This is a genomic window from Deinococcus murrayi DSM 11303, from assembly GCF_000482805.1.
In the GTDB taxonomy this organism is placed as follows: Bacteria; Deinococcota; Deinococci; order Deinococcales; family Deinococcaceae; genus Deinococcus; species Deinococcus murrayi.
Map to the genome: position 1 here is coordinate 82,413 of NZ_KI519502.1, position 13,001 is coordinate 95,413.

The following is a 13,001-nucleotide window of genomic DNA, read 5'->3' on the forward strand; positions in this document are numbered from 1 at the left end:
GCGCTGTCCAGTTTTGGACCCGTGCTCGGTGGGGGTGTTCCGAAAAACAGCGATGGGGAGGCACTTCCAGCTTTGCGCGAACCCCCCCAGGTTTTCATGGTCACGGGGGGTTCGCGCTGACAGGGTGTCAGGGGAGGTGTCCGGGCGGAGGGCGTTAGCCTGTGGCCATGACCACCTACCGCAAGCTCGGTCGCAGCGGCCTGCACCTCTTTCCCCTGGGTCTCGGCTCTATGCAGTTTGGCTGGAGCGCCGACGAGGGCGCGTCCTTTGCGCTGATGGACGCCTACCGGGAGGCGGGCGGCAACTTTATCGACACGGCAGACATCTACAGCAACTGGGTGCCTGGCAATCCCGGCGGGGTGTCCGAGGAAATCGTGGGGCGCTGGCTGAAGTCGCGCGGGGGCCGAGATGACATGGTCATCGCGACCAAGGTGCGCGGGCCGATGGGCGAGGGGGGGCGCGAGGGGCGGGAGAGCATCCACCAGCGCGAGGGCCTCTCTCGCCGCTGGATTCTGCGGGCCTGCGAGGACAGCCTGCGGCGGCTGGGGGTGGACCACATCGACCTCTACCAAGCGCACTGGGTAGACAATCAGACGCCGATTGAGGAAACGCTGGAGGCTTTGACCGAACTGGTGCGGCGCGGGTACGTGCGCTACATCGGGGCCTCGAACTACTCGGCGTGGCGGCTGATGCAGGCGCTGTGGACGAGCGACAAAAAGGGCCTGGAGAGCTTCGTCAGCCTTCAGCCCGAATACAGCCTGCTCTCGCCCACGCGGGCCAACTTCGAGCGCGAGCTTGCGCGGGTGTGTGTGGAGTACGGCCTGGGCGTCTTGCCCTGGAGTCCGCTGGGGGGCGGGATGCTGACCGGGAAATACAAGCGGGGCGGCCCCCTCCCCGACAGCGTGCGGGCCGAGGGCAACGCGCGGGGCCGCTTCAGCGACCGCAACTTCGACATCGTGGAGACGCTGGAGACGGTCGCCGCACGGCACGGGGCCAGGCCCGCGCAGGTGGCCCTCGCGTGGCTGCTCGCCCAGCCCGGCGTGACCGCACCCATCATCGGAGCGAACAGCGTGGCGCAACTGACCGACCTGCTGGGCACGCTCGACCTCACCCTGACCCCCGACGACCTCGCCGAGCTGAGCCGCGTGAGCGACTGGGAGCGGGCGCGGACGGAACTGGAGCGGTAAGGACCCCTCACCCCCTGGCTTCGCCAGGCCCCTCTCCCCAGGAGAGAGGGGTTTTTTGCGTTCAAGCCTCCGCGTCCGGTATCGCTTCTGCCTCCCCATGCGCCTCTCGCAGCTTGCGCCAGCGCTCGGCGACCCGCGCTTCCCAGCCCTCTCCGGTCGGGGCGTAAAGGCCCAGCCGCACGCCGCCGGGCAGGTAGTCCTGGGCGAAGCTGCCCTGGGGGTCGTCGAAGTAGTAGGCGTAGCCCTGGCCGTACCCCTGCCCCCGCATCAGCGCGGTGGGAGCATTGCGCAGGTGCAGGGGCACGGGGAGGTTCTCGCCCTCCCGGACGGCCTTCAGCGCGTTCTTCCAAGCCACATAGACCGAGTTGCTCTTGGGGGCCAGCGCGAGGTACACGACCGCCTGCGCGAGGGCGAGGTCACCTTCGGGGCTGCCCAGGAACTGGGCCGTGTCGCGGGCCGCGACCGCCAGCCGCAGCGCCTGCGGGTCCGCGAGGCCAATGTCCTCGGCGGCCATCCGCACGATGCGCCGGGCGACATACAGGGGGTCCGCCCCGCCCTCCACGAGGCGGGCCAGCCAGTACATGGAGGCGTCCACGTGCGACCCCCGCACCGACTTGTGCAGGGCCGACATCAGGTTGTAGAAGTCCTCGCCGCCCTTGTCCATGGCGGGGAGGTGGCGGCCAAAGGCCTCTGTCACGGCGTCGGGGGTGACCGGGTCGGCCAGGGTCGCGGCGACCTCCAGGGTGCTCAGCGCTCGCCGGGCGTCCCCGTCCGCGAGCCGGGCGAGCAGGTCGAGGGCGTCGGGCTGGGCCGTCACCCCCGGCAGCCCGCGGGGGTCCGCGAGCGCCCGTTCGAGTAGCCCGCGCAGGTCCTCCGGCGAGAGCGGCTCCAGCACCAGCGTCCGCGCCCGCGACCGCAGGGCCGGATTGACCTCGAAGGAGGGGTTTTCGGTGGTGGCCCCCACCAGCGTCAGCAACCCCGACTCGACGTGGGGCAGCAGGGCGTCTTGCTGGGCTTTGTTGAAGCGGTGAATCTCGTCCAGAAAGAGAACCGTGCGCTGGCCCCCGCTCCGCCGCCGCTCGGCCTCCGCGACGGCCCCCCGCACGTCGGCGACCCCCGCCGACACCGCCGAGAGCGGGATGAAGTGCGCCCCCATCTCGCCCGCCAGGAGCCGCGCCAGGGTGGTCTTGCCCACGCCGGGCGGCCCCCACAGCAGCAGCGACCCCAGCCGCCCGGAGGCCAGCAGCCGGGTCAGGGGCTTTCCCGGTCCCAGCAGGTGCGTTTGCCCCACGACCTCCGCGAGCGAGCGCGGGCGCAGGCGCTCGGCCAGGGGCGCGGGGGGGTCAAAGAGGGTCATGCGCCGAGGATAGCGGGGGGGGGGAGGGGGGAAGCCGCCTGCCCTATCCTGCCCCCATGCCCGCCCCCGACCCCGCCGAACGCTATATCCGCCTCGCCCACGCCATCGACGCGCACGCGCCAGGTTTCATCGACGGCTACGGCGGCCCCGCCGAGTGGGCCGACCGCACCTGGCGCGACCCCGCCGAGCTGCACGCAGAAGCGCTGGCCCTGCAAGGCGAGGTGGGGGGGGTGGAGGACGCCGCCCGGCGCGACTTCCTGACCGTGCAGGTGCGGGCGATGGTCACGCTGACCCGGCTGCTGGGGGGCGAAACGCTGCCCTACGCCGAGGAGGTGCGCGGCCTCTACGACATCGACCCCGTGCGGGCGGACGAATCGGAACTGGACGCCGCCCTGCGGAGCCTGGATGCGGCGCTGCCCGGCAGCGGCACCCTGGAGGAGAGGGAAGAAGCCCTGCGCTCGCGGGTGGCCCTGCCCGTGGGGGACATCCTGCGGGTGGCCGAGCCTCTCCTCGCGGCCCTGCGCGAGCGCACCCGCGAGCGCTTCGGGCTGCCGCAGGGCGAGGGCTTCTCGGTCGGGCTGGTGCAGGACAAGCCCTGGAGCGGCTACAACTGGCCGCTGGGCAACCTGCAAAGCCGTATCGACCTCAACACCGACCTCCCCGTGCTTCTGCCCGCCCTGCCTGACCTCCTCGCCCACGAGGGCTACCCCGGCCACCACACCGAGCACGCGACCAAGGAAGCGCGGCTGGTGCGGGAGAAGGGTTGGCGAGAACACTCCATCCAGCTCATCAACGCGCCCGAATGCGTGGTGTCCGAGGGCATCGCGGTGAACGCGCTGCGGGCGCTGATGGACCGGGAGGAGGTCGAAGCCTGGCTGACGGGAGAACTGGCCCCCCTCGCGGGCCTCGACCCCGACGACGTGCGGGCTTTTCTCGCGGCAGGCCGCGCCCGCGAGGGGCTGAAGGGCGTCAGCGGCACGGCGGCGCTGATGCTGCACGCGGACGGACGCCCGCAGGCCGAGGTCCTCGACTTCATCCGCCACTACGCCCCCGCGAGCGAGGCCCGCGCCCGCCAGACCCTGCGCTTCATCTCGCAGCCCCAGTTCCGGGCTTACATCTTCACCTACGGGGTGGGCGGCGACCTGGTGCGGGGATGGATGGAACGGGAAGGCGCGGACGGCTTCGCTCGCCTCTTGCGCGAGCCGCTCACGCCGGGGCACCTGCGGGGGGAGGTGGCCTGAGATGGACTTCGCCGACCTCGTCGCCCGCGAGGGGTTTCCCGCCGGAACCCAGGTGACCGTTCTGGCCGAACCGGGCGGACGCGTTTTGCGGGCCACGCAACCCGGTCGCGGCTTCGAGCTGCTGCTGACCGACGAGGCCGTGCAGATGTACGGCGAGGGACCGACCCTGGCGCTGGTGCTGGGCAGGCTGCGCGAGGTGGCGGAAGCCGGATTGCCCCCGCTGGAGCCGGGGCAGAGCTGCGTGCGGCAGACCTTTGTGGGGGATTGAAAGCGAGAAAGGTTTAGCTGGGCGTCCGTCCGAACACGTCCCCCAACGCCGCCTGCGCCGCCCAATACCCGCTCATCCCGTGGATGCCGCCGCCGGGCGGGGTCGCGCTGGAGCAGAGGTACACGCCGGGCACGGGGGTGCGGTAGGGGGTGGGGGTGGGCACCGGGCGGGCGAGGAGGCCCCAGAGGTCGCCCCGGCCCCCGTTCACGTCCCCACCCCGAAAGACCGGGCTGAGGGCTTCGAGCGCCCGCGCATTCGTCACCCGCCGCCCCAGCACGAGGTCGCGGAAGCCGGGGGCCGCCCGCTCAAGCTGCGCCTCGATGACATCGGCGTAGGTGTCCGGCGTGCCCGGCGGCACGTGCGCGTAGGCCCAGAAGGTGTGGCCCCCGGCGGGTGCCCGCGTGGGGTCAAAGAGGGTGTGCTGGGCGGCCAGCACGTAGGGGCGCTCTGGGGCCACCCCCCGCGCCACCGCTGCTTCCGCCCGCGCCACCGCCTCCAGCCCGCCGCCGAGGTGCACGGTGCCCGCCCGCCCCAGGGCCGGGTCACGCCAGGGGACGGGGCTGCTCAGGGCATAGTCCAGCTTGAGCAGGCCGGGGCCGTAGCGGTAGCGCGTCAGCCAGGCCCGGTAACCCGGCGTCACCCGGCCCTCCAGCAGCCGCAGGAGCACGGCGGGGCTGGAATCCACCAGCACGGCGCGGGCGGGGGGGAGGTCGCGCCACGAACGCACCTCTACGCCCGTCTCGACCTCGCCCCCCAGGAAGCGCAGGTAGCCGACGAGGGCGTTCGTCAGGGCCTGCGCCCCCCCGCGCGGAAAGGGCCAGCTCACCCCATGGGCGAGTGTGCCCAGCACCAGCGCCGCCGCCCCCGTGCCCGGCGCGCCGAGCGGCAGGTTGGCGTGCGCGGCCAGCCCCGCCCAGGCCGCCCGCGCTTCCGGCGTTCGCAGCAGGGCCGCCGCCCACGTCGCCGGGGGCAGCCCCCGCAGCCCGAACCGGGCGAGCAGGAGGGGATGCCGGGGCGGGCGGGGAAGGGGCCGCAACACGTCGCCGAGCAGGGCCTCTAGCCCCCCCACCAGCGGCCCGAAGAGTGCCCGCCACGCCGCCCCGTCCCGCCCGAAGCTCCGCGCCGTGGCCTCCAGGTCGCGCTCCACGACCACGCCCGTGCCGTCTTCCAGCACCTGGGCGTAGGGGGCGTCCGGCTGCGCCCACCGGAGGCCGAAGGCGTGCAGCGGCCACTCCCGAAAGGCGGGCGAGGCAAAACCGAGCGGGTGAATCGCGCTGCCCACATCGTGGAGGAAGCCGGGCAGGGTCAGCTCCGCGCTGCTCAGGCCCCCGCCGGGCGCGGGGCGGCGCTCCAGCACCCGTACCCGCAGCCCGGCGCGGGCGAGGGTGATGGCGGCGCTCAGGCCATTGGGACCAGCGCCGACGACGACGGCATCGAGGGGGGGCACCCGGTTACTGTGACACGGGCGGACGGCCTGGATGCCCGGTCCCCCTGCGCTACCCTGCCGCCATGTCCCTCCCCGACGTGCTGCGCCGCGCCCTCGTCACCGACCCGCCGGAGGTGAGCGCCCCCGACCTGCCCGCGCTGACAGCGGCGGGGCTGGCGGGCGAGGTGCGCTCGCGGCTGCCGGAGGACCACCCCCTGCGCGGGGCACTGCGGGGCGGGCACCTCGCGCTGGGGGCGCGGCACGCGGCGATTCGCGCCGAGCTGCGGCCCCTGCTCGCGGCCTGGGCGCGGGAGGGCCTGGGAGCGGTGCTTTTCAAGGGCTTCGCGCTCGCGGAGTTCGTATACGACACCCCCGGCGAGCGCTTCTACGGGGATGTGGACGTGCTGCTGCCCGAAGACCCGGCGGTGCTGACCCGCGCCGTCCACGTCGCCCTCGCGCTGGGCTGGCGCAGCGACGGCTTTCACGCGCTGCCGGAGCGCTGGACCCATGAGGCCGCGCACCTCTACAGCCCCAGCGGGGCGGTGCGGCTGGACGTGCACCGCCGGGTCGTGGCGGGGGACCCGGCGCTCACTCGTCCCCTGACCCGTGCGGTCTGGGCGGCGAGCCGTCCCCACGACTGGGCGGGGATTCCTGTGCGGCAGCTCGCCCCGGCGGACGCGCTCATCGTGGGCCTCGCCCTCCACCGCCTGTGGGGGGACCTGGGCCGCCTCAAACCCGCCGACTATGCGGACGCGCGGCGGCTGCTGGCCCTGTTCGGGGGGGACGTGGCCGCGCTGGACGCCCGCGCCCGCGAGCTGGGGGTCGCCGCGACCTGGGCGGCGTTCCGGGAGGGCTGCTGGCCGCCGGAGGGTCGCCTGCGGCTGGGGGAGGCCCCCGCCGGGCTGCGGGCCGCCCTGCGCCGGGACGGGCTGCGGCCCCGGCGGGCGCTGTGGCAGGCCCGGCTGACCCTGCTGCGCCGCCGCGCCCGCTGGCTGCCCCGGCTGCTGCCGGACGCGCTCGCGGCCCTGCTCGCGGTCCGCGCCGGGGGCGACCCGCGCCGCCCGCTCGCCCGCTGGACGCCCGCCGCCCCCGCCCCGGTCCGCCTGCCGCTGGGCACCCTGGAGGACGTGGTCGGGGCCGCCGCCTGGCTGACCCGGCTGCTCTACCCCCGGTCGTGGCGGGGGGCGTGCGTGCCCCGCGCGTACGCGACCTACCGGGCGCTGCGGCGGCGGGGGCACCCGGTGGTCTTCATCAGCGGGGTGGCCCGCGGGGGGGGCGGGGTGCACGGTCACGCCTGGGTCGAGGATGACCGGGGGGGGTTTGACGCTTTCGGCGAGCCGCTTAACCGCCTGCGCTTTCAGGAGGTGTTTCGCTTTCCAGCAGGTCCGGAGCCATGGGCGTCAGCACCTCCTGCGCCCGCTCCAGCACGTCCTCCCGCGTGACCCCCCGCACGGGCAGGCGGGGCAGCAGCGCCGCAACCCCCGCCCCTCCCCGCGCCCGCCCCAGGGCGCTGAGGGGCACTCCGGTCGCCTCCCACAGCGCCCGCACCCGCTCTGGGCCGCTCGGCGGGTCGGGGAGGCCGAAGACCAGCAGCCCCGTGAGGGTCACCTCCCGCCCCGGCTGGGGCAGGGGCAGCCGCAGCTTGCCGTGCGCGTCGTGGCCCTCGGCGCGGGCGAGCCACCCCGGAGCAAAGCGCCGCACCCCCGCCTCATGAGCGCGCAGCCAGCGGTCGGCCCCCACCGCCCGCCCCGCCTGCGGCCAGATCCAGACCTGGTCCTCGGCGACCACCGCGCCCCCCGCCGCCGCCCAGCGCAGGGCCGCCGTGCTCTTGCCCGTGCCGCTCGGCCCGCTGAGCGCGACGCCCCGCCCCCCGTCCCCGTCTCCCAGCAGCGCCGCATGCAGCGCCAGCCACCCGCCCGCCCGGTGCGCCTCCGCGAGGGCGAGCGTCCAGGCGGCCTCGCTGGCCGCGCCGCCGTCCCCCCGCACCGTGATGGCCGCGCCCCCCTCCCACACCCGCAGGTAGAGGTGCTCCCCCAGCCAGACCTCGTTGCCCCGGACGCTCACGGCGAGGCCAACCGGCCCGGCGGGGGAGTCCGGGGCACCCCCAGGCGGCGCGGGAAGCGTGCCCCCGCGCAAGGTGAGGCGGCGGCGCACCGGGCCGGGGGCCGTCACCTCCCAGCGTTCGCGCAGCGCCGCCACGACCGCCGGGGCCAGGCCCTCCGCGACGACCGCCGCGTCGAGGCTGACCCAGGTCTCCGGGTCCCCGGCGCTCATCCCGTTCGGCAGTTCCGGACGAGGCCGCGGGCCTCCAGCTCTGCGAGCAGCGTGCGGAGGTCTTCCCTGGCGCGGGCCTCGTCCACGTCGTAAGCGGCGGTGACGGCCCCGGTGAGGTGAGCCAGGTCGCCCGGCAGCGCCCGCCACGCGGCACTTCCCGCGCCCGTCACGCTGTACATCTCGCCCCGCCGGGGGTCGAGCAAGACGAGTTCGTCGCTCAGGTCGGTGACGAGCACGTCGGGGTGCGCTTCCCAGCAATCCTTGAGGGTCATCTCGCTCAGGCTAGCGCGGGCAAGCGGGGGCACCCACGCGGGGGAACGGCTGTTTAAAATCTGACAGAAACCCCCTATCTTTCTCTCACCTTAGCAAAAACAACTTCCAGCTTTGCGCGAACCCCCCCAGGTTTTCATGGTCACGGGGGGTTCGCGCTGACAGGGTGTCAGGACGGGGGGCGCAGGAGGGCTAGCTGTTGTCCACGACCACCGTAAAGCTGCGCGTCGCCTTGCCCCCGGCGGGCACATCCACCCGCAGTTCGGCGCGGGCTTGGTTTTGGCGGGCGGGGGCCGAGTCAATCACGATGCGGCGGCCCCCCACCACCTCGGTGACCTCGGCGCGAACGGGGCGGTCCTTGCTGCTCTCGAAGGTGTAGGTGACTCGGTAGGTGGTCTTGACTGGGTTGCCCTGGGCATTGCGCTCGCTGCTCACGGTCTGCACGGCCCGCATGTAGCGCACATCGGGGTCATTGCCCAGGCTGAACTCGATTTGGGCACCCGCCGCCGTTTCGGGGATGCTCGTCTGCCCCACCAGGCGGCCTTCCTCGCGCACGGTGACCAGGCCGCCGGGCAGCCGCTCGTCGGCCTTCAGGCGGTAGAAGCGGCTCAGGGTACCCGACGTATTCTGCGGGGTGAAGTAGGTGTTCAGGCCTGCGTAGCGCTCGAAGCCCGTCAGCTTGGGCGTCAGGAAGGGCAGGGTCACCACGCTGTTGGCGGGCAGGGTAAAGGGCGCAGAGAGGGCGTAGCGGTACAGGCCGCGCAGCTCACCCTGGGAGTTGATGGTGGGGGCGGCTGCCGTCGTCTCCACATCGGCGGCCTGGTTGCGGAGGGCCGCTCCGGGAAAGGGGACCGGTTGCCCACGCACCTCCACATCCCCCGCATACAGCTCGGCCGTCTTCACATCGTAGGCGAGGTCGGTGCCGTTGCGGATGTCGGCCAGCGCCGAGAGTTGAGCGCCCTGGCTGCTCGCCCGCAGCGTGTAGCGCGGTGCCCAGGTCACCCCCCGCGTCAGGTAGGCCAGCGTGCCTGCGCCCGCCCCCGGCAGCGTAAAGGTCAGCGTCTGCGTGGGCGAGAGGGGGTTGACCGGCGGTGCCACGTCGAAGCTGAGGTCCTCGTAGCGGGCGGTCAGGTAGCGCCCCTGCGCGTCGCGCACCAGCAGGTCGCGCGCCCGGATCAGGGTGACGGGCTGGGTGGCCTCACCTGGCCGTTTGAGAAAGACGGTCTTGCCCTCCAGCGAGGCCAGCCAGTTGGGTTCCTGCCGCTGCACCGCCGAGGTGAAGGGCAGGCCGTCGAGGTCAAGGGTGCCCGGAATCAGGCCTGCCCAGGCCGCTTCGGGCAGCGTGACCGTCAGCGTGCCTCCCGTCGCCCGCACCGGCTCGCGCACCTCCGCGAAGCTGGGGTAGATGCGGAGGTCCGCCGCCGAAGCTGTGCCCAAGGCTGCCACGAGTGCCGCTGTCAGAAGCTGTTTCATGAGAGCAGCTTGGCGGGTGGGGGCTGATGAAGGGTGAGAAAGCGGCCAGCCACCAGCCACCAGCCAAAAAAAGCCCCAGCAGGGGCTGAGGCTTCTAGGGCTGAAAGCTGACGCCTGAGAGCTGACCGCTTACAAAATGTCGTCCCGGATGCACGCCTTGAAGTGCCCCGGTCCCACCTCGCGCAGCTCCGGCACCACTTTGGCGCAGTCGTCGATGGCGTAGCGGCAGCGCGTCCGGAAGACGCAGCCGCTGGGGGGGTTGATGGGGCTGGGGATGTCGCCCTCCAGGATGATGCGCTGGCGCTTGACGGTGGGGTCGGGCACGGGGGCCGCCGAGAGCAGCGCCTCGGTGTAGGGGTGCTTGGGGTTGGTGTTCAGCTCGCGGCTGGGCGCGATTTCCATCACGCGGCCCAGGTACATCACGATGATGCGGTCGCAGATGTACTCCACCACCGCGAGGTCGTGCGCGATGAACAGCACCGTCAGACCCAGTTCTTCCTGGAGGTCTTGCAGCAGGTTGACGACCTGCGCCTGAATGGACACGTCGAGCGCCGACACCGGCTCGTCAGCGACGATGAAGCTGGGGTTGACTGCCAGGGCACGCGCAATGCCGATGCGCTGGCGCTGCCCGCCAGAGAACTCGTGGGGGTAGCGGCGCATGTGTTCGGGGCGCAGACCCACCTTCGAGAGCAGTTCGGCGATGCGCTCCAGCCGCTCCTTGCCAGGGTGCAGGTTGTGAATCTGCATCGCCTCGCCGATGATGTCCGCCACCGTCATGCGTGGGTTGAGCGACGCAAAGGGGTCCTGGAAGATGATTTGCATCTCCCGGCGGTAGTCGCGCATCTGGGCCTTGGAGAGGCGGGTGATGTCGGTGCCGTTGAAGATGACCTGCCCGCCCGTCGGCTCGATGAGGCGCAGGATGGCGCGTCCGGCGGTCGTCTTGCCCGACCCCGACTCGCCCACCAGCCCGACCACCTCGCCGCGCCCCAGCTTAAAGGACACGTCGTTGACGGCTTTAACATTGCCCACCACCCGCGAGAACAACCCGCCGCGGATGGGGAAGTACTTCTGGAGGTTGTTGACCTCCAGCAGCGTCTCAGCGGTCTGGGGGGCAGCGGCCACGGCAGGTGTCTGGGCGGCCACGGACACGTCACCGGGGTCGGTCGTGATTACCGTGCGGGTCATGCGTTCACCTCATGCTGGGCCTGCTCGAACTCCTGCCAGCGGATGCAGCGGGAGACGTGGCCGCCGCCCGTATCAAAGAGGGGCGGCACCGCCTCGCTGCACGCCTCGATGGCAAACTTGCAGCGCGGCTCGAAGGGGCAACCGGGGGGCAGTTGCAGTGGGTTGGGCACGTTGCCCGGAATCGCCTCCAGCCGCTGCTTGGGCTGGCCCGGCACGTGCGCGGCGTCCCCGGCACGCGGAATCGAGTTCAGCAGCCCCATGGTGTAGGGGTGGCGCGGCGCCTTGAAAATCTCGACGACATCCCCTTCCTCGACGACGCGCCCGCCATACATGACGACCACGCGGTCGGCCATCTCCGCAACCACGCCGAGGTTGTGGGTGATAAAGAGGATGCTCATGCCGATTTCCTGCTGGAGCTTGCGCATCAGGTCCAGAATCTGCGCCTGAATGGTCACGTCGAGCGCGGTGGTCGGCTCGTCGGCAATCAGGAGGGCCGGGTTGCACGAGAGGGCCATCGCAATCATGACCCGCTGGCGCATCCCGCCCGACATCTGGTGAGGATACTCATGCACGCGCTTTTCGGGAGCCGGAATGCCCACCAGCCGCAGCATCTCGGTGGCCACCTCCAGCGCCTCGCGCTTGCTCTTGCCCTGGTGCAGCATGACCGCCTCGCCAATCTGGTCCCCGACGGTGTACACCGGGTTGAGGCTGGTCATCGGCTCCTGAAAAATCATCGAGATGTCGTTGCCGCGAATGCGGCGCATTTCGGCTTCCGGCAGGGTGACGAGGTTCTTCTGGACCCCGTCCTTGCCCGTAAACAGGATTTCGCCGCCTTCAATCTTGCCGGGCGGCATCGGAATCAGGCGCATGATGCTGAGGCTGGTCACGCTCTTGCCCGACCCGGATTCCCCCACCACCGCGAGGGTCTCGCCCTTTTTGATGTGGAAGGTCACCCCGTCCACACTCTTCACAACACCGTCGTCGGTGTGGAAGTACGTTTGTAGGCCGTTGACGGCCAGCAGAACCTCACCCTGATGGGTCATTTTTCCTCCATCTCCTGCGCTGCGTTGCGGAACACGCCCCTTATCATACAGGTATCCCCGCCAAAAGTTCGCGCCGTCCCAGCCTCACGGGGGACGGCGCTGTCAGAAGTCTTACAGGGCCGGAAGAGCTTACGACCGCTTGCGCGGGTCAAAGGCGTCGCGCAGCCCGTCACCCAGAAGCTGGAAGGCCATCACCGTAAACACGATGAAAAAGCCCGGAATCAGCACCCAGGGCCGCTGGGTGATGCTGGAAAAGCCGCCCTCCTGCGCCTGGGCGAGCAGGCTGCCCCACGACACGTACGGCTCGACCGCCCCGATGCCCAGGAAGCTCAGGCCCGACTCGCCCAGAATGGCCCCCGGAATGCCCAGGCTCAGGCCCACAATGACGTACGTGGTCATGGTGGGCAGCATGTGGCGCACCATGATGCGGCCACTCCCTGCCCCCAGCGCGTGCGCCGCCGACACGAAGTCCTGCTCACGCACACTCAGCAGTTGCCCACGGGTCACGCGGGCGAGGCCACCCCAACTGATAAAGGCCAGGATGCCCAGAATCATGTACAGCGCAAAGATGGGGTTGATGTCCTGCGGGAACACCGAGCGCAGCAGAATCAGCAGGAACAGCCCCGGAATGGCAGCCAGCACCTCGACCAGACGCATGATGAGGGTATCCACGACGCCCCCAAAGAAGGCCGCCATCGCCCCCATCATCAGCCCGATAACCGTAGAAATCAGCACCGCCCCCACGCCGATGGTCAGCGAAATCTGCGAGGCGTACATGATGCGGGTAAAGAGGTCACGCCCCAGCGCCTCGCCGCCCATCAGGTACACCTTGCACTCAGGGTTCTCTTGCCCAGTGCCGTACAGGTGGATGTTCCCCGGAATCAGCCCCAGAATTCGGTACTCATCGCCGCGCACCCCAAAGTAAATCGGGCAGCGGGTGGTGGTCGGGCGGTACTCGTTGACAAACGTCTCCAGGTTGAGCTGTTGGGTGTACTTGTACACAAAGGGCCGGGTGAAGGCCCCCGTTTCCGGGTCACGGAACTGAATCGGGGTGGGCGGATGGAAGCGGGTGATGTTGGTCGTCGAATAGGTCGACAGCCCGTCTGGGGCCAGGAACGGCGCAAAAATCGCCATCAGATACAGCAGGATGAGGAACGTCCCGCCGATTTGGGCGAGGCGGTTCTTGCGAAACTGGGTCCAGGCCACCGCGAGCTGAGACTGGCCGCGGGCACGGGGAGCCTTGGTCGTAGGAGAAGTCGTGGTCATGACAGAAAGGA

Annotated in this window: 12 protein-coding genes; 4 read left to right on the top strand and 8 right to left on the bottom strand. The window is 71.2% G+C overall.

Annotated features, from left to right (window positions below):
- The first annotated feature begins 167 nt into the window (after positions 1–167).
- Entirely contained in the window at positions 168–1,187 is a 1,020-nt protein-coding gene (locus H565_RS0110745) for an aldo/keto reductase (RefSeq protein ID WP_027461034.1), read from the top strand.
- A gap of 61 nt (positions 1,188–1,248) precedes the next feature.
- On the opposite strand, the gene H565_RS0110750 is transcribed toward H565_RS0110745, so the two are convergent.
- Positions 1,249–2,544 carry a replication-associated recombination protein A gene (locus H565_RS0110750; RefSeq protein WP_027461035.1) on the bottom strand — a complete coding sequence of 432 codons (1,296 nt, stop codon included), beginning with the start codon at positions 2,542–2,544 and terminating at the stop codon, positions 1,249–1,251.
- A 56-nt stretch (positions 2,545–2,600) separates the two neighbouring features.
- On the opposite strand from H565_RS0110750, the gene H565_RS0110755 reads away from it, so the two are divergent.
- Both H565_RS0110755 and H565_RS0110760 read left to right on the top strand, forming a co-directional pair.
- On the top strand, positions 2,601–3,785 hold the full coding sequence (locus H565_RS0110755; RefSeq protein WP_027461036.1) for a hypothetical protein: 1,185 nt from the start codon (positions 2,601–2,603) through the stop codon (positions 3,783–3,785).
- A 1-nt stretch (position 3,786) separates the two neighbouring features.
- Complete coding sequence (locus H565_RS0110760; protein ID WP_027461037.1) at positions 3,787–4,053, top strand: hypothetical protein; 267 nt, start codon at positions 3,787–3,789, stop codon at positions 4,051–4,053.
- Positions 4,054–4,066: 13 nt separating this feature from the next.
- Here H565_RS0110760 and H565_RS0110765 read toward each other — a convergent pair whose 3' ends face one another.
- Entirely contained in the window at positions 4,067–5,500 is a 1,434-nt protein-coding gene (locus H565_RS0110765) for a phytoene desaturase family protein (RefSeq protein ID WP_027461038.1), read from the bottom strand.
- 62 nt (positions 5,501–5,562) lie between these two features.
- Between H565_RS0110765 and H565_RS15150 the strand changes: the two genes are divergently transcribed.
- Complete coding sequence (locus tag H565_RS15150; protein WP_051363557.1) at positions 5,563–6,921, top strand: lasso peptide biosynthesis B2 protein; 1,359 nt, start codon at positions 5,563–5,565, stop codon at positions 6,919–6,921.
- Here H565_RS15150 and H565_RS16465 read toward each other — a convergent pair.
- The 6 genes from H565_RS16465 to H565_RS0110795 form a co-directional block, all read right to left on the bottom strand.
- On the bottom strand, positions 6,821–7,753 hold the full coding sequence (locus tag H565_RS16465) for a hypothetical protein (RefSeq protein WP_157469000.1): 933 nt from the start codon (positions 7,751–7,753) through the stop codon (positions 6,821–6,823). The two genes, H565_RS15150 and H565_RS16465, sit on opposite strands and share 101 nt — an antisense overlap.
- The gene (locus H565_RS0110775; RefSeq protein WP_034409276.1) at positions 7,750–8,025 is read right to left on the bottom strand and encodes a PqqD family protein; all 276 of its coding nucleotides are present in this window, start codon (positions 8,023–8,025) and stop codon (positions 7,750–7,752) included. Before H565_RS0110775 ends, H565_RS16465 begins: the two co-directional genes overlap by 4 nt.
- A 190-nt stretch (positions 8,026–8,215) precedes the next feature.
- Entirely contained in the window at positions 8,216–9,496 is a 1,281-nt protein-coding gene (locus H565_RS0110780; protein ID WP_027461040.1) for a DUF4139 domain-containing protein, read from the bottom strand.
- 129 nt (positions 9,497–9,625) lie between these two features.
- Positions 9,626–10,681, bottom strand: a complete 1,056-nt coding sequence (locus tag H565_RS0110785; protein ID WP_281170900.1) for an ABC transporter ATP-binding protein — start codon at positions 10,679–10,681, stop codon at positions 9,626–9,628.
- Entirely contained in the window at positions 10,678–11,724 is a 1,047-nt protein-coding gene (locus tag H565_RS0110790) for an ABC transporter ATP-binding protein (protein ID WP_027461042.1), read from the bottom strand. Before H565_RS0110790 ends, H565_RS0110785 begins: the two co-directional genes overlap by 4 nt.
- A 129-nt stretch (positions 11,725–11,853) precedes the next feature.
- Positions 11,854–12,990 carry an ABC transporter permease gene (locus tag H565_RS0110795; RefSeq protein WP_027461043.1) on the bottom strand — a complete coding sequence of 379 codons (1,137 nt, stop codon included), beginning with the start codon at positions 12,988–12,990 and terminating at the stop codon, positions 11,854–11,856.
- Positions 12,991–13,001 lie beyond the last annotated feature (11 nt).